The organism is Curtobacterium sp. MCBD17_026 (assembly GCF_003234895.2).
Taxonomy (GTDB): domain Bacteria; phylum Actinomycetota; class Actinomycetes; order Actinomycetales; family Microbacteriaceae; genus Curtobacterium; species Curtobacterium flaccumfaciens.
In genome coordinates this window covers 3,468,343-3,483,856 of record NZ_CP126281.1, presented here as the reverse complement: position 1 = coordinate 3,483,856, position 15,514 = coordinate 3,468,343, and the positions used below count along the sequence as shown (strand labels likewise).

Sequence of the window (15,514 nt, the reverse complement as noted above, 5' to 3'; positions counted from 1 at the left end):
TGCGCGATTGTGATCTGAAGGTAGGCCGAACGATCAGAAAACGCCAGTGGATGCGCGAACCGAGCACGGGTAGCGTTGCCTGCATGTCGCCGTCGACCGAGAACCGTCCCCTGAACATCGTCGTCTGGAACGAGAACGTGCACGAGACCCGCGGTGACGCGACGGTCATCGGGCACTACCCCGACGGCATGCACACCGTGATCGCCGAGGCGCTCCGGCAGCTGCAGCCCGGGGCCGACGTCTCCACCGCCACCTTGCAGGAACCCGACCACGGCATCACCGCCGAACGGCTGGCCACCACGGACGTGCTGTTCTGGTGGGGGCACGCCGCCCACGACGAGGTGAGCGACGCCGTCGTCGACCTGGTCGTCGACGCCGTGCACGCCGGCATGGGCCTGGTGGTGCTGCACTCCGGCCACTACTCCAAGCCGTTCAAGCGCCTGATGGGCACGACCTGCTCGCTGAAGTGGCGGAACGACGGCGAGCGTGAACTCGTCTGGACCGTCGCGCCCGAGCACCCGATCGCCGCGGGGGTCCCGCACCCGATCGTCATCGACCGGCAGGAGATGTACGGCGAGTACTTCGACATCCCGCGCCCCGACGAAGAGGTGTTCCTGTCGACCTTCGCGGGCGGCGAGGTCTTCCGCTCCGGCGTCGCGTACCGCCGGGGGCTCGGCAAGGTCTTCTACTTCTCGCCGGGCGACCAGGAGTACCCCGTCTACCACCACCCGGACATCCAGCGCGTGCTGTCGAACGCCGCCGCCTGGGCCGCCCCGGTGTCCGAGCGCCGCGAGCTGACGGCCGACCCCCACCCGCGGGACTGGTTCCTGTCGGACGATGGGGGTAGACAGGTCGGGTGACCAACCATCTCGACGGTGCGCACAGGCGCACCGCGGTGATCGAGGCGCTCGCCATCTTGGGATCAGGACCCGAGGAGCGCTTCGATCGCATCACCCGCATGGCCCACGAGGCGTTCGACGTCCCGTTGACCTTCCTCAACCTCGTCCACCACGACCTCGTCACCACGCAGTCGACCTTCGGCTGGCACCAGGGATCGAGCGTCCCCGCCAGCGAGCAGTTCTGCGCGTCGACGGTGCTCACCCGCGAACCGATGGTGATCCCGGACGCGTCGCTCGACGCCCGGTTCGCGCACACGGCGGCGGTGGCGGAGCACGGCATCCGGTTCTACGCGGGCGCACCGTTGACCATGGTCGACGGCACCCGGGTGGGCACGCTGTGCCTGATGGACGCTGTTCCGCGCACGTTCTCGCCGGACGACGTCGCCCTGTTGGGTGACCTGGCCCGGTGGGCGGAGCGTGAACTCGGCGTCGCCGTCGACCGCGGACGGGTCCGTCGGGTGCTCGACGGCCTGGTGCCGGACCCGGTCGCGGTGCCGGGGTACGACCTCGACGTCCTGGTGGCCCAGCACGACGACGGCGGGGGTGACGTCGCCGACTGGCGCGTCGCACCGGACGGTGCCCTGCACGTCACCGTCGGCCGGGTGAGCGCGGCCGGCCCGGCGTCGGGCCTGCTCGCCGCGGCGGTCCGCGGTGCCGTGGCGGCACGGACCGGTTCGGCCATGTCGGACGCGATCGTCGGCCTGGAGGCGCAGGTCACCGCCGACCTGTCGGCTGCGGACGCCGTCGGCTCGCTCTTCCACCTGCGGCTCGACCCGACGTCGGGTCACGTCGACTTCGGCGACGCCGGCCACGGCCTCGCGGTGTTCGTCCCCGCCGACGGCCCGGCTCGCGTCCTGCACCCGCTCGACCTGCCGCTCGGGCTGCAGCCGGAGTCGATCCCCCGGTCGCCCGGCGCGCTCGACCTGGAACCCGGCGACCGGCTGGCGATCTGCACCCAGGGCGTCCTGACGCTGGACGGACTCCGGCACCTGGACGACCTCGCTGCGCTGGTGCGCTCCGCTCCGGACGGGGCCACGGCGGTCGAACGGGTGCGCGCGGCGGTCCCCGCGGACGCCGCGGTCGACGTCACGCTGGTGGTGCTCACACGGCACTGAGCGGGATGGGCCGCCTGGGCGTCGCGTGCTGCCCCGGGTGGGTCAGGAGCGGAAGCGGTCCTGCCGAGGGCGCGGGGTGCCGGTCAGCGCGACCACGAGCAGCGTCGCGAGCAGGGCGAACCCGGCGAGCTCGATGCCCAGGCCGGCGAGCTGCCAGTACGCGCTGCCGACGTGCTGCGGCTGCGTGATCGACTCCGGCCACCACGACTCGATGAGCGGGAACGAGCCCGGGAACGGGTCGAGGCCGAACACCACGAGGCCGCCGAGCAGCAGCACGACCCCGAGGGCGGCCATCGCCCCGCGGGACCGACCGAGCATGTGCACCACGAGGGCCGCTGCCATGCCGGCGAGGCCGACGACGGCGAGCAGGAACGCGAGCACCACGATGGTCTGCGGCGCGAGCGCGACCCAGTCCAGCACCGCGATCGGCAGCAGCAGCCACCGCCCCGTCCGTGCCCAGCGCGCAGGGTTCCGCCATCCGTCCATGGCGACCGACCGTAGGGCACCCGGCCGAACGCCTGCCGAATGCGGCCAGTGGACCCCGGCGGCAGTCCGCCCTGGCTACGATCGGACCCCATGGCGCAGGACCGACCGACCCGGCAGCAGCGGTCGCTCGCGACCCGCACGGCGATCATCGAGGGCGCGGCCGCGGAGTTCGACGAACGCGGGTACGTCGGCGCCTCGATGGACGGCATCGCCGAACGCATCGGGATGACCAAGGGCGCGCTGTACTTCCACTTCAGGTCGAAGGCCGACATGGCGGGTGCCGTGATCGCCGAGCAGCACGCGATCTCCCGACGGTACGGCGAGGCCGCGGTGGCGAAGGGGACGACGCCGCTCGAGTGGATCGTGTGGTTGGCGCAGGGGCTGGCCGTGCAGATGACGACCGAGGTGGTGGTCAGCGCCGGTGTCCGGCTGTCGACCGACGTGGCCGCGAGCGACGTCGACCGGCAGGACCCGTACACGGACTGGACGACGGTGGTCGCCGGGTTCGCACGGCAGGCCGTCGACGCGGGCGAGATCGACCCACGGTGGGACCCGGAGCTGGTCGGCCGGGTCGTCGTCCGTGCCTACACCGGCGTGCAGACCGTTTCGGACGTGATGACCCGCCGGGCCGACCTGTTCGCGGGCCTGCGGGAACTCTGGACGGTCCTGCTGGACGCGTTCGTCACCGAACGGCTGCGTCCGGAGATCCCGCGGCTCGTCGCGCTCATCGCTCCGGAGTGACGCGGGTCCCCCCAGGGAAACACCCACGTCACCTCGTCCCTGAGACTACCGAGGAGGATCTCGCGCCACCGGCCCCAGTTCGCGGGCGTGTGTCCGGCGGCCCACTAGCCTGACGCCGTGCCCACACCCGCTGCCGAGGTCGACGTCGACGTCCCGCTCGTCCGGGCCCTGCTGCGCGACCAGCACCCCGACCTGGCCGTGCTGCCGCTCGAGGTCGTCGCGAACGGCTGGGACAACGTGGTGCTGCGTCTGGGCGACGACCTGGCCGTCCGGGTCCCCCGTCGGGAGCTGGCCGCACGCCTCGTCGAACACGAACAGCGCTGGTTGCCGGCCATCGCCGCCCGGGTCGGATCGGTCGTCCCGGTGCCGGTCCCGGTGCGCACGGGCCGCCCCGCCCTCGGCTACCCGTGGTCGTGGAGCGTCGTGCCGTGGCTGCCCGGTACTGCGATCGGTGAACGGGCGGCCGGGGTCCTCGTCGCCGAGGCGCTCGCCGCGTTCGTCGGGCTCCTGCACGTCCCCGCCCCGGACGACGCCCCGGCGAACCCGTTCCGCGGGGTGCCGCTCGCGTCGCGGAGCGACGCCGTGCTGACGCGACTCGACGGTCACGGCGTGCACCGGGCCGGAGAGCTCGCCGCGTTGTGGCGGACCGCAGCGGCCGTGCCCGCGCACGCCGGGCCTCCTGTCTGGGTGCACGGCGACCTGCACCCCTTCAACCTGCTCGTCGACCCGTCGGGCGGTGCCGACCGCCTGTCGGCCGTGATCGACTTCGGGGACGTCACCGCGGGGGACCCCGCCGTCGACCTCGCGACCGCCTGGCTGACGCTCGACCGGCCGGGGCGTCTGGCGTTCCGCGCGCGCGTCACGGCCCCGGAGGCCACCTGGCAGCGCGCACGTGGGTGGGCGGTCGCGCTCGCGTCCGCCCTGGCGACCGCTGACGAGCGCGCCTTCCGGAGCGTCGCGCGACGGAGCATCGACGCGGTGCTGGACGACTGAGTCCTCGCGGGGCTATCGTGACCGCACCATCCGTGCACAGCCGATCGGAGGGGCCGCCATGACCCTCGAGCTCCGCGTCCAGCACGACGTCGCCACCGACGCCTCCCCCGCCCCCGTCCGACCCGAGCGACACGGTCTCCGCGGCCTGCTCGACCGTCTGTCCGACCGCCGCGCCGCCGCCCGCGCGCGGCGGGTCGACGACCGTGTTCGCGAACTCGGCGAACTCGTCCACCTGCTCTCGGACGCCCGCGCCGTCGTCGAACGCGGGTGGGTCCAGCACGCCTGGTTCGCCTACCTCGACGAGCACGGCCGCGAGCGCAAGGCCTCCAGTGCCGCCGCGATGGACGTGCAGGGCCGGCCGCTCGTCGGCGCCTGCCTGGTCGGCGCGGTCGTGTCCGCCGCCGGCGGGCCGCACGCGGTCCACGCGCCCCGGGTGCAGCACGCGCTCGACGTCGTGTGGCACGCCCTGGCCCGCGACGAGGGCGAGCCCGTGCTGTGGTGCCCCGCGCCGGACATCCGGATGGGGCGGGTGCGTGACCTGACGAGCTGGAACGACGCCCCGGCACGCACCGGTGCCGAGGTCGCCGGCCTGTTGCTGACGGCCGAACGGGTCGCCGTGCAGGAGTCGACGCGCCTGCAGGAGCTCCGGGTGGCACGATCGGGGGCATGAGCGACGTCGAAGCGGTCCCCGAGGTGCACCCCGCGAGCACCAGCACGCTGGCCGCGAGCGGCAACGCCCTGCTGTCGGACGAGGGGTCTGCGCGGAACCCCGACCGCGCGGCTGCCGACGCCGCGGTGAAGCAGACGCTGCACCGGTACCTGCAGAAGCACCGTGCGGCCCTGCTGGCCAAGCTCGACGGGCTGGCGGAGCGGCAGGCCCGCTGGCCGGTGACGCCGACGGGCACGAACGTCCTCGGGCTCGTGAAGCACGTCGCCGGGGTGCAGGCCGGCTACTTCGGCGAGGTGTTCGGGCGGCCGCTGCCGGACCAGCCCGCCTGGCTCGAGTCTGAGGACGGCGAGGACATGTACGCCACGCTCGACGAGACCATGGCCGACATCGTGGCCTTCCACCACCGCAGTGCCGCCCACGCCGACGCCACGATCGATGCCCTCGACCTCACCGCGACCGGCACCGTGTCGTGGTGGCCGGAGGGGCACCGGGACGTCACGCTGCACCGGATCCTGGTGCACATGGCGTACGAGACCGCCCGGCACGCGGGCCACGCCGACATCGTGCGCGAGATGCTCGACGGCCTGGCTGGCGACGGCGACGGCAACCTGGCCGACAAGTCGCCGGAGGAATGGGTCCGGTGGCGTGAGCAGCTCGTCGACATCGCGGAGCGAGCCGGGTTGCGCGGCTTCGACGCATAGCCGAGCACGCACACCGATCGTTACCGTTCTCCCAGGGTTCACCCGGTGACCAGGCTCTGACCTGGGGTTATTCTCCAAGCAAATGTGAGGGAAATGGTCGTCCACCGCTGTGTGCGTTGTACAACAGGTCCAGCTGCTGCGTAGCTTTGGCCGAGCTCGTGCCCCGATCTGTGGGCAGTTCAGCCGACCGGAAGGGGAGCGCCCACCCGTGTTCCAGTACGTCGTGGAGCGATGGAGCCAGATCTGGTTCGCATCGTGGCAGCACTTCTCACTGGTCGTCCAGTGCGTCGTCCTCGCCACGGTCATCGCCGTGGTGCTCGCCACACTCGTCTACCGCAGCCCGCGCTTGACCTCCGTCGCGAACGGGGTGTCGGCCATCGGCCTCACCCTGCCGTCCTTCGCGGTCATCGGCCTGCTCATCGTCCCGCTCGGCTTCGGCGTCCTGCCGTCGGTCGTGACGGTCGTCTTCTTCGCCGCGCTGCCGATCCTGCGCAACGCGGTCGTCGGTCTCGCCGAGATCCCGCCCACCGTCGTGGAGTCGGCGCGCGGCATCGGCATGAGCCGGTTCCGCACCCTGCTGCAGGTCGAGCTGCCGATGGCGTGGCCGATCATCCTGAGCGGGGTCCGCGTGTCCGCGCAGATGGTGATGGGCATCGCCGCCATCGCCGCGTACGCGCTCGGCCCCGGGCTCGGCGGTTTCATCTTCTCCGGGTTGTCCCGCCTCGGTGGCGCCAACGCCCTGTTCTCCGTCGTGGTCGGGGTGGTCGGGGTCGTCCTGCTCGCCCTCGTCCTCGACCTGCTCCTCATCGGCCTCGGCCGCCTGACCATCTCGAGAGGTATCCGTGTCCAGCACTGACTCCGCCACCACCACCGCGCCCGACGGGGACGTCACCGGGCGCAGCATCCTGCTCGACGAGGTCACCAAGCGGTACCCCGGGCAGTCGAAGCCCGCCGTCGACGGCATCACGCTCGAGATCCCGGCCGGCAAGATCGTCATGCTCGTCGGCCCGTCCGGCTGCGGCAAGACGACGACCCTCAAGATGATCAACCGCCTGATCGAGCCCACCCAGGGCCGGATCGTCGTCGGCGACGACGACGTCACCGGCATCGACGGCGACGAGCTCCGCCGCCGCATGGGCTACGTGATCCAGGCCGGCGGTCTCTTCCCGCACATGACCGTCGCGGCGAACATCGCGATCGTGCCGAAGATGCTCGGCTGGTCGAAGGAGAAGATCGCGGCGCGCGTCGACGAGCTGCTCGACCTGGTCTCGCTCGACCCCGACACCTACCGCGACCGGTTCCCCCGCGAACTCTCCGGTGGGCAGCAGCAGCGCGTCGGCGTGGCCCGTGCGCTCGCGGCGGACCCGCCCGTCCTGCTCATGGACGAGCCGTTCGGCGCCGTCGACCCGATCACCCGCCAGCGCCTGCAGGACGAGCTCCTGCGCATCCAGGAGGAACTGCACAAGACGATCGTCATCGTCACGCACGACTTCGACGAGGCCGTGAAGCTCGGCGACTGGATCGTCATCTTCACCGAGGGCGCGCACATCGTGCAGTACGACACCCCGGAGCGGATCCTGGCCGAGCCGGCGAACGAGTTCGTCGAGAACTTCATCGGTTCCGGTGCCGGCCTGAAGCAGCTCACGCTGAACCGCGTGCGCGACGTCGAGGTCGAGTCAGCCGTGACGTGCTCCCCCGGCGAAGAGGTCAAGGCCGTGCTGCAGCGGATGAACGAGGCCGGCGGGCACCAGCACGCCGTCGTCGTCGACCACCGCCAGCGTCCGATCGGATGGCCGTCGCGCCGCCAGCTCGAGCGTCTGACGCGCATCCCCGACGGCGTCGAGCCCGGCCTGCCCGTCGTGGGCGAGGCAGCGACCCTCAACGACGCGCTCGACACCATGCTCGTCTCGAGTGCCGGCGCCGCGCTCGTCACCGGTCGTCGTGACGCGTTCCGCGGGGTCATCACCGTCGAGACCGTGATGGAGGCGATCACCCGCTCCCGCGCGACCGCCGCCGGAGACCAGGCATACACGCCGGTCGGCACCAACACGAACCCGATCGAGACCATGCCGTCGTCACCGGTGTCGGCCATGCCCACCGGAGAAGACCTGTGAGCGCAGTCGCCGTCGCCGGCCCCGCCACCGGTGCACGCACCTCGTGGAAGGGCCTGCTGTTCCAGCCGATCGCGATCCTGGTCGTCCTGGCCGGCTTCGCGGTGTGGCTCGCGACGGCGGACCTGACCCCGACGGAGCGCACGACGCTCAACCCGGCGGACATCCTGGCCCTGACCGGCCAGCACCTCGTGCTGACCCTGCAGTCGACGGTCCTGGTGCTCGTCATCGGCATCCCGTTGGGTGTCGTGCTCACCCGCGGGCCTCTGCGCCGGGCGAGCCCGTACGTGCTCGCCGTCGCGAACTTCGGGCAGGCGGCCCCGGCTGTGGGCCTGATCGTGCTGCTCGCCGCCTGGCTCGGCCTGAACAGTTCGTCCGCCGTCATCGCGCTCGTGCTCTACGCGATCCTGCCGGTGCTCCGGAACACCATGATCGGCGTGCAGAGCGTCGACGACCGCCTGGTCGAGGCCGGTCGCGGCATGGGCATGAGCGCCTTCAGCGTGCTGATGCGCGTCGAACTGCCGCTCGCGGTGCCGGTGATGCTCTCGGGCATCCGGACCGCCCTCGTGCTGCTCGTCGGCACGGCGAGCCTGGCCACCTTCGTCGGTGCTGGCGGACTCGGTCTGCTCATCACCACGGGTGTGACGCTGTTCCTGCCCAAGGTGCTCGTCGCCGGGGCCCTGCTCGTCGCCCTGCTCGCCCTCTCCATCGACTGGCTCGGCCGCGTGGTCGAGACGGTCGCACGACCGAAGGGACTCCGATGACCCGCAGCACCCGCAGCACCCGCCGCACCCGGGTCGGAGCCGCCGCGTTCGTCGCCGGTGCCACCGCCCTCGTCCTGACCGGGTGCGGCCTGCAGCCCGCCACGTCGTTCGTGCCCGAGGCCGGCGCCGGCTCCATCCAGCGCATCGACGACCTGCCGGCCGGCGCCCACATCACCGTGACGTCGAAGAACTTCACCGAGCAACTCGTGCTCGGCAAGATCGCCGTGCTCGCCGCCAAGGCCGCAGGGTTCGACGTCACCGACGAGACGAACGTGCCCGGCAGCGTCGCGGTCCGTGAGCTGATGACCTCGCACGCGGCCGACTTCACGTACGAGTACACCGGAACCGCCTGGCTGACCTTCATGGGCCACGCGGAGGGGATCCCGGACAAGACCGACCAGTGGACGGCGGTGAAGAAGGAGGACGCCGGCAACGGGCTGACCTGGCTCGAGCCGGCGCCGATGAACAACACCTACGCGTTCGCCGTCCGCAACGAGGCAGTCAAGGAACTGGGGGACGTCAAGACGCTCTCCGACGTCGTCAAGCTGCCGGTCGACCAGCGCACGTTCTGCGTGGAGTCGGAGTTCAACTCCCGTGCCGACGGCTTCAAGCCGATGCTCAAGAAGTACGGTCTGGAGCTCGGTGGTTCGGGATCGAACGGCGTGCCGAGCCGCAACGTGAGCATCCTCGACACCGGCACGGTCTACACCGCCACCGACCGCGGCAAGTGCAACTTCGGTGAGGTCTTCACCACCGACGGCCGCATCAAGTCGCTCGGTCTGACGGTGCTCGACGACGACGAGGGGTTCTTCCCGGCGTACAACGTCGCCCCCGTCATCGACTCGGAGACGCTGAAGGAGTACCCGCAGCTCGAGGGGATCTACGACCAGATCTCGCCGAAGCTCACCGACGCCGTGCTGCAGGAGCTGAACCGTCAGGTCGACGTCGAGGGGCGCGAGCCAGCCGACGTCGCCTTCGACTGGATGGTGAAGGAGGGCTTCATCACGAAGCCCTGACCGTTCTGGACGCACCCATCTGACGGACGGGAGGCCCGTGGTGACCCCGCCACGGGCCTCCCGTCCGTCTGTGGTCGCGTCTCAGGCCGCGGCGATGCGCGCCGCCGTGTCGCGGATCGACGCGACCACCGCCGCCCGGACCTGCTCCGGGTCGGACCCCTCGTGCCGGGCCGAGCTCCGCAAGCCCGTCATGCACATGCCGAGCAGCATCTCGGCTGCCTGCGGGGTCGCGGCCTCCGGCCCCCAGGCCGGGTCGCGTTCGAGGATCGTGCGCACCGCGCCGGTCATCGCCTCGGCGACCGTGGTCATCCGCGTGACCTGCCGACGCATCAGCTGCGGGAACCGCACGATGACGGCCTTGCGTTCGAGCCGTTCGTGCTCGTCGCCGAACGACGACCCGAACACCAGGAACGCCAGGTCCACGACGGCCTGCGCCGCCGGCTCTCCCGCGACGGCCGCCAGGTGCGCCTCGAGGGTGGCGGGTTCGAGGTCGAGCTCGGTGTGCCCGAGGACCGCGTCCTCCTTGCTCTCGAAGTAGTTGAAGAACGTCCGCGGGGAGACGTCGGCCCGCGCGGCGATCTGCTCGATCGTGGTGCCGTCGACGCCCTGCTCGAGGGCCAGGGACCGAGCCGCCTCGGCGATGCGGTTGCGGGTCTCGATGCGCTTGCGGTCACGGAGACCGAGTTCTGACGGCGTCGGGGAGTCGGGCATGGCCCGACTGTAACCGGAAGGTCACATGATCTACAGCAAACGCAAACTTGCAGTCGTGCACCGGACACTACGGTGAACCCATGACCACTCCCGTGCTCGAGGCCCGTGACCTCGCCAGGACCTACGGCCGCGGCGCGACGCGGTTCGACGCGCTCAAGGGGGTGTCGTTGGCGGTGCACCAGGGCGAGAGCCTGGCGATCGTCGGCAAGTCCGGCTCCGGCAAGTCGACGCTGATGCACCTGCTCGCGCTGCTCGACAAGCCGTCGGCCGGTCAGGTGCTGCTCGACGGCACCGACGCGGCGACGCTCGGTGCGCGGCAGGTCAACCGCACCCGGAACAGCACCTTCGGGTTCGTGTTCCAGCAGTTCTTCCTGACACCGAAGACCTCGGTGCTCGACAACGTCGTGCTCCCGCTCAAGATCGCCGGTGTCTCCGGAGCCGAGCGGAAGCGCCGGGGCATGGCGGCGCTCGATGCACTCGGGCTGGCCGACAAGGCGAAGAACGACGCCAACGACCTGTCCGGCGGCCAGAAGCAACGCGTGGTCATCGCCCGGGCGCTGGTCGGCGAGCCGAGCGTGATCTTCGCCGACGAGCCGACCGGCAACCTCGACACGAACACCGGACAGGTGGTCGAGGACATGCTGTTCGGGCTGCAGCGCGAGCGGGGGATCACGCTCGTCGTGGTCACGCACGACGAAGAGCTCGCCGCACGCTGCGACCGCAGTGTCAACGTCCGCGACGGCCTGATCGTCGGCGGATCCGACGACGCGGTCGACGCGTCCGGCACGCACGGAAGGCACGCCGCATGAACTTCCTCGACCTCCTGCGCACCGCGGTCTCGAACACCTTCCGCTCGAAGCTGCGCACGACCCTGACCGTCATCGCGATCTTCATCGGCGCCTTCACGATCACCCTCACCTCGGCCATCGGCACGGGCGTCAGCAACTACATCGACAGCCAGGTCTCCTCGATCGGAGACGACGGCACCCTGGTCGTCACGAAGGCCGTGGACTCCACCTCGACCGACAGTGGCCCGGCGAAGTACGACCCCGAGGCGTCCGGCCAGAGCGTCGACCGCGGCCCGGCGTCGTTCTCGTACCTGTCACAGTCCGACGTCGACGACATCGAGAAGACCGACGGCATCGAGAGCCTCCGCCCCGCGGTCGCCCTCGCGCCGAAGTACGCCGAGTACGGCGACCAGGGCAAGTACGTCGTCTCGCTCACGGCCAACGCCGGCGAGCTCGACGCCGACCTGGCGAGCGGCGAGCAGCTCGACGACGAGACCGACGCCGACCAGGTGATGCTGCCGACCGACTACCTGAAGAACATGGGTCTCGGCAGCGCCTCGGCCGCCGTCGGCAAGGAGCTCACGTTCGCCGTCGACGACTACCAGGGCAAGCCGCACACGCTCACCGCCACCGTCGTCGGGGTGCAGAACGAGTCGCTGTTCGGCAGCGGTGCCGGGGCGAACGCCGCACTGACCGACGCCATGCAGGCCGCGCAGGAGATCGGCAAGCCCGACTCGATCGCGACGTCCTACGCCAGCGCCACCGCGACGCTCGACGCCGACGCCTCCGTCACGACGGTCAAGAAGTCCCTGGCTGACGACGGGTTCCTCGGCCAGACGATCCAGGACCAGCTCGGCCAGTTCCAGACCGTGATCAGCGGCATCGTCGGGGTCCTGAACGCCTTCGCCGTGATCGCGCTCGTCGCCGCCGGCTTCGGCATCATCAACACCCTGCTCATGAGCGTGCAGGAGCGCACCCGCGAGATCGGCCTGATGAAGGCGATGGGCATGGGCGGCGGCAGGGTCTACACGCTGTTCTCGCTCGAGGCGGTGTTCATCGGGTTCCTCGGCAGCGCCATCGGCGCCGGGGTCGCGATCCTGCTCGGCACCGGGATCTCGAACGTCCTGGCCGGCACGCTCCTCAAGGACCTGCCGGGGCTGCAGATCATGCAGTTCGCGCCGGGGTCCGTCGCCACGATCATCCTCGTCGTGATGTTCATCGCGTTCCTGGCGGGCACCCTGCCGGCACGACGAGCGGCACGGCAGAACCCGATCGAGGCGCTCCGGTACGAGTGACAGGCAGGGCTGCCTAGTGTCGGAGCGGTGACGACGTTCGGACGCGACCTCGGTGACGGCTACACGCTGACGCTGCGCGACCTGACGACGATCGACCCGGTGCTCGCACTCGTGCACGCCAACACCGATCGTCTCCGGGCCGCCGAGCCCTGGGCCTGGGACCCCCAGACCCGCGAGGCCATCGCCCTGCACACCGAGCGGCTGCTCGGGCAGTTCGCGATGGACCGCGCGCTGCCCTGCGTCATCCGCGCGGACGACCGCATCGTCGGGGTGGCCTCGCTGACGTTCGACCCGTACCTGGGCCAGGCATCGCTCGGCTACTGGGTGGACGCCGGACAGGAGGGCCGTGGTGTCGTCCGGCGGGCCGCCACCGTGCTGATCGGGGTCGCCCGGGCGCGCGGGTCCGCGCGGATGGAGATCCGGACGGCGGTCGACAACGCGCGGAGCCGGGGGCTCGCCGAGCGGCTCGGCTTCGCGCACGAGGGCACCCTGCGCGGCGCGCTGCCCCTCGGCCCCGAGCGTGTCGACGTCGCGGTGTACGGCCTGCTGCTCTGACGCCCGCCGCCCTCGTGCAGGCCGACCGACACCGGGCGCCGGTATCGTCGGAGCATGGCCTTGTTCGGACGACGCAACCCCGACGTGCGCGATCGACCCATCAGCCAGGTCGAACTGAAGCGGGCGGTCGACGAGGGCTTCCTCATCGCGAAGGCCGCCGTCACCATCGCGGTGGCCAACCGCATCATCACGAACGCCCTGCGTGACCAGGGGTACTTCGACCACGCGCTCATCGCCGAGGCCACGCGCGAGGAACTCCACCGCATGGCCGAGGAACAGCGGGGCGACGCCGCACGCATGCGGGAGATCCGCTCCACCTCGAGCAAGCAGAAGGGCCGCTCCCGCCACCAGCACGACTACCGGCGGGGCGACGACCTGAAGCTCCGGATGCGCGAGGCCACGTACGAGCAGCTCGCCACCATGCTCGACAAGCGGCGCGACGACCAGCACTTCGTCGACGGCATCGTGCTGACCGCCCGGGCGCGCGCCTGGGACGACATCGGCACCACCGTCGTCGGTCGGCTGGGCTGGGCGCAGCGCCCGGCGGACGACTACGAGATCGGCCGCGACGACCGGTTGCAGCAGATGCTCGACGAGGACTTCGCCGAGCTGCTCGCCGAGCACCCCGTCGGATCGACCCCGGTCGACGCCGACGAACCGGACGACGCCGACGGCGACCAGGACGAGTCCGACCCGGCTGATCCCGACACCTCGCGCACCTGACCGACACCACACGCAGTCACGAGTCCCTAGGCTCGGTGCATGGTTGATGCGGTGGTCGTCGGAGCGGGACCGAACGGGCTCGCGGCAGCGGTGACGCTCGCCCGCGCCGGCCTGTCGGTCGAGGTCGTCGAACGGAACGACACGATCGGCGGCGGCGCCCGCACGGCCGAGCTCACCCTGCCCGGCTTCCTGCACGACGTCTGCTCCGCCGTGCACCCGATGGCCCTGCAGTCGGAGTTCTTCCGGCTGTTCCGCATGGAGGAGCGCATCGAACTCCGCCTGCCCGAGGTGCAGTACGGCCACCCGCTCGACGGCGGCCGTGCCGGCATCGCCTACCGGGACCTCGACCGCACCGCCGCCGAGCTGGGGGTGGACGGGCCGGCCTTCAAGCAGCTGATGGCGCCGCTGTCGAACAACGCCGACCAGGTCGCCGACTTCGCCACCGACGCGCTGCTGCACGTGCCGCGGCACCCACTGACGGTCCTGCGCTTCGGCCTGCGGGCGCTCGAGCAGGGCACCGCCGCGTGGAACCTGCGTTTCCGCGGCGAGGCCGCCCCGGCGATGGTGTCCGGCGTCGCCGCGCACTCGATCCAGCACCTGCCCTCCCTCTCCACCGCGGCGGCGGCACTGTCACTCGGCTCGTACGCGCACGCCCGCGGCTGGCCGGTGCCGATCGGCGGCAGCCAGGCGATCGTCGACGCGCTCGCCGCCGACCTCGTCGCGCACGGCGGCCGCATCGTCACCGGGCAGGAGGTCCGGTCGCTGGGTGACCTCGCCCCGGCGAAGGCGGTGCTGTTCGACACGAGCGTGCCGGGCATGCTCCGGATCGCGGGCAAGCAGATCCCGACCCCGAAGCGTGGGGCACTGCGTCGCTTCCGGTTCGGCAACGCGGCGGCGAAGGTCGACTTCGCGCTGTCCGACCCGGTGCCGTGGACCAACGAGTCGCTGCGGAAGGCCGGGACCGTGCACATCGGCGGTACCCGCCAGGAGATCGCGGCGGCCGAACGGGCGGTGGCGCACGGGCAGCACGCCGAACGCCCGTACGTGCTCGGGGCGGAGCCGACCGTGGTGGACCCGACCCGGGCCCCGGCCGGCAAGCACGTCTTCTGGGCCTACGCGCACGTCCCCGCGGGGTCGGACGTCGACCCGACCGAGGCCGTCACCCGCCAGATCGAGCGGTTCGCGCCGGGGTTCCGCGACACGATCCTGTCGTCGAGTTCCCGCACCGCCGTGCAGATGGGCGAGTACAACCCGAACTACGTCGGTGGCGACATCGCCGCCGGTGCCGCGAGCTTCTGGCAGCTCGTCAAGCGCCCCGTCCTGTCCAGCGACCCGTGGCGGATGGGCGGTGGCATGTACCTGTGCTCCGAGTCCTCCGCCCCGGGCCCCGGCGTGCACGGCATGGCCGGGTGGCACGCGGCGAAGAGCGCACTCCGGCACACCTTCGGCTTGCCGGAGGACGTCGACCTCACCCCGGAAGGCTGATCACCATGGCGAAGAACGTCCGCATCCTGCACTGCCGTCCCGAAGCCGTCTTCGACGTGCTCGGCGACGGTTGGCTCTACACGACCTGGGTGGTCGGGGCCTCGCGCATGCGCAAGGAGGAGTCCGGCTGGCCGCAGGTCGGTACCCACCTGCACCACTCGTTCGGCGCGTGGCCGATCGTCATCAACGACGTCACGACGTCGCTGGTGTGGGAGCCGCCGCACCGCATGGTCATCCAGCCGAAGGGCTGGCCCATCGGCGAGGCCCGCGTCGAGCTGACGGTCGAACCGCACCGGCACGGCTGCAAGGTCACGATCACCGAGAACGCGGTGGCCGGGCCGGGGTCGTACGTGCCCGACTTCCTCATGCAGCCGCTCATCTGGATCCGCAACCGCGAGACGCTCCGCCGGCTCGAGTGGGTGGCCGTCGGGCGCGCGGCGAACGCCTGAGACGCCCCACGA

The 15,514-nt window shown here is 71.3% G+C and carries 18 protein-coding genes; 16 read left to right on the top strand and 2 right to left on the bottom strand.

The genetic code is table 11. The features are described from left to right. Window positions 1-83: 83 nt before the first annotated feature. Window positions 84-860, top strand: a complete 777-nt coding sequence (locus DEI85_RS16575; protein WP_258369834.1) for a ThuA domain-containing protein — start codon at window positions 84-86, stop codon at window positions 858-860. Continuing rightward, window positions 857-2,014 (top strand): GAF domain-containing protein, encoded by a 1,158-nt coding sequence (locus DEI85_RS16570; protein WP_111124071.1) that lies wholly within the window; start codon window positions 857-859, stop codon window positions 2,012-2,014. Before DEI85_RS16575 ends, DEI85_RS16570 begins: the two co-directional genes overlap by 4 nt. Window positions 2,015-2,056: 42 nt before the next feature. On the opposite strand, the gene DEI85_RS16565 is transcribed toward DEI85_RS16570, so the two are convergent. Then, window positions 2,057-2,500: a hypothetical protein gene (locus tag DEI85_RS16565; protein ID WP_110859397.1), complete on the bottom strand. Its 444-nt coding sequence runs from the start codon at window positions 2,498-2,500 to the stop codon at window positions 2,057-2,059. A gap of 90 nt (window positions 2,501-2,590) precedes the next feature. Here DEI85_RS16565 and DEI85_RS16560 point away from each other — a divergent pair, with 90 nt between their 5' ends. From DEI85_RS16560 to DEI85_RS16525, 8 genes are all read left to right on the top strand, one after another. Then, on the top strand, window positions 2,591-3,241 hold the full coding sequence (locus DEI85_RS16560; protein WP_181420015.1) for a ScbR family autoregulator-binding transcription factor: 651 nt from the start codon (window positions 2,591-2,593) through the stop codon (window positions 3,239-3,241). Window positions 3,242-3,358: 117 nt separating this feature from the next. Continuing rightward, on the top strand, window positions 3,359-4,234 hold the full coding sequence (locus tag DEI85_RS16555) for an aminoglycoside phosphotransferase family protein (protein ID WP_111124072.1): 876 nt from the start codon (window positions 3,359-3,361) through the stop codon (window positions 4,232-4,234). Window positions 4,235-4,292: 58 nt separating this feature from the next. After that, the gene (locus DEI85_RS16550) at window positions 4,293-4,904 is read left to right on the top strand and encodes a DUF6197 family protein (protein WP_111091355.1); all 612 of its coding nucleotides are present in this window, start codon (window positions 4,293-4,295) and stop codon (window positions 4,902-4,904) included. Then, window positions 4,901-5,605 (top strand): DinB family protein, encoded by a 705-nt coding sequence (locus tag DEI85_RS16545; protein WP_110859401.1) that lies wholly within the window; start codon window positions 4,901-4,903, stop codon window positions 5,603-5,605. The genes DEI85_RS16550 and DEI85_RS16545 overlap by 4 nt, the downstream gene beginning before the upstream one ends. Before the next feature lie 208 nt (window positions 5,606-5,813). Next, on the top strand, window positions 5,814-6,461 hold the full coding sequence (locus DEI85_RS16540; protein WP_110859402.1) for an ABC transporter permease: 648 nt from the start codon (window positions 5,814-5,816) through the stop codon (window positions 6,459-6,461). After that, entirely contained in the window at window positions 6,448-7,719 is a 1,272-nt protein-coding gene (locus tag DEI85_RS16535; protein WP_111124073.1) for an ABC transporter ATP-binding protein, read from the top strand. Before DEI85_RS16540 ends, DEI85_RS16535 begins: the two co-directional genes overlap by 14 nt. Then, window positions 7,716-8,480: an ABC transporter permease gene (locus DEI85_RS16530; protein WP_111056509.1), complete on the top strand. Its 765-nt coding sequence runs from the start codon at window positions 7,716-7,718 to the stop codon at window positions 8,478-8,480. Before DEI85_RS16535 ends, DEI85_RS16530 begins: the two co-directional genes overlap by 4 nt. Then, window positions 8,477-9,496, top strand: coding sequence for a glycine betaine ABC transporter substrate-binding protein (locus tag DEI85_RS16525; RefSeq protein WP_111124074.1), 1,020 nt, complete (start codon window positions 8,477-8,479; stop codon window positions 9,494-9,496). The genes DEI85_RS16530 and DEI85_RS16525 overlap by 4 nt, the downstream gene beginning before the upstream one ends. A gap of 81 nt (window positions 9,497-9,577) precedes the next feature. Here DEI85_RS16525 and DEI85_RS16520 read toward each other — a convergent pair whose 3' ends face one another. Beyond that, window positions 9,578-10,207, bottom strand: a complete 630-nt coding sequence (locus tag DEI85_RS16520; protein WP_111091358.1) for a TetR/AcrR family transcriptional regulator — start codon at window positions 10,205-10,207, stop codon at window positions 9,578-9,580. A gap of 80 nt (window positions 10,208-10,287) precedes the next feature. Here DEI85_RS16520 and DEI85_RS16515 point away from each other — a divergent pair, with 80 nt between their 5' ends. The 6 genes from DEI85_RS16515 to DEI85_RS16490 are packed head-to-tail and all read left to right on the top strand — an operon-like array spanning window position 10,288 to window position 15,502. Further along, the gene (locus DEI85_RS16515; protein WP_110859407.1) at window positions 10,288-11,016 is read left to right on the top strand and encodes an ABC transporter ATP-binding protein; all 729 of its coding nucleotides are present in this window, start codon (window positions 10,288-10,290) and stop codon (window positions 11,014-11,016) included. After that, on the top strand, window positions 11,013-12,290 hold the full coding sequence (locus tag DEI85_RS16510) for an ABC transporter permease (RefSeq protein WP_111091360.1): 1,278 nt from the start codon (window positions 11,013-11,015) through the stop codon (window positions 12,288-12,290). The genes DEI85_RS16515 and DEI85_RS16510 overlap by 4 nt, the downstream gene beginning before the upstream one ends. Before the next feature lie 27 nt (window positions 12,291-12,317). Then, window positions 12,318-12,845, top strand: a complete 528-nt coding sequence (locus DEI85_RS16505; protein ID WP_181430174.1) for a GNAT family N-acetyltransferase — start codon at window positions 12,318-12,320, stop codon at window positions 12,843-12,845. 54 nt (window positions 12,846-12,899) lie between these two features. Continuing rightward, window positions 12,900-13,568, top strand: a complete 669-nt coding sequence (locus DEI85_RS16500; RefSeq protein WP_111124075.1) for a hypothetical protein — start codon at window positions 12,900-12,902, stop codon at window positions 13,566-13,568. Window positions 13,569-13,607: 39 nt separating this feature from the next. Continuing rightward, window positions 13,608-15,053 carry a phytoene desaturase family protein gene (locus tag DEI85_RS16495; RefSeq protein WP_111124076.1) on the top strand — a complete coding sequence of 482 codons (1,446 nt, stop codon included), beginning with the start codon at window positions 13,608-13,610 and terminating at the stop codon, window positions 15,051-15,053. 5 nt (window positions 15,054-15,058) lie between these two features. Continuing rightward, window positions 15,059-15,502: an SRPBCC family protein gene (locus tag DEI85_RS16490; protein WP_110859412.1), complete on the top strand. Its 444-nt coding sequence runs from the start codon at window positions 15,059-15,061 to the stop codon at window positions 15,500-15,502. Window positions 15,503-15,514: the final 12 nt, after the last annotated feature.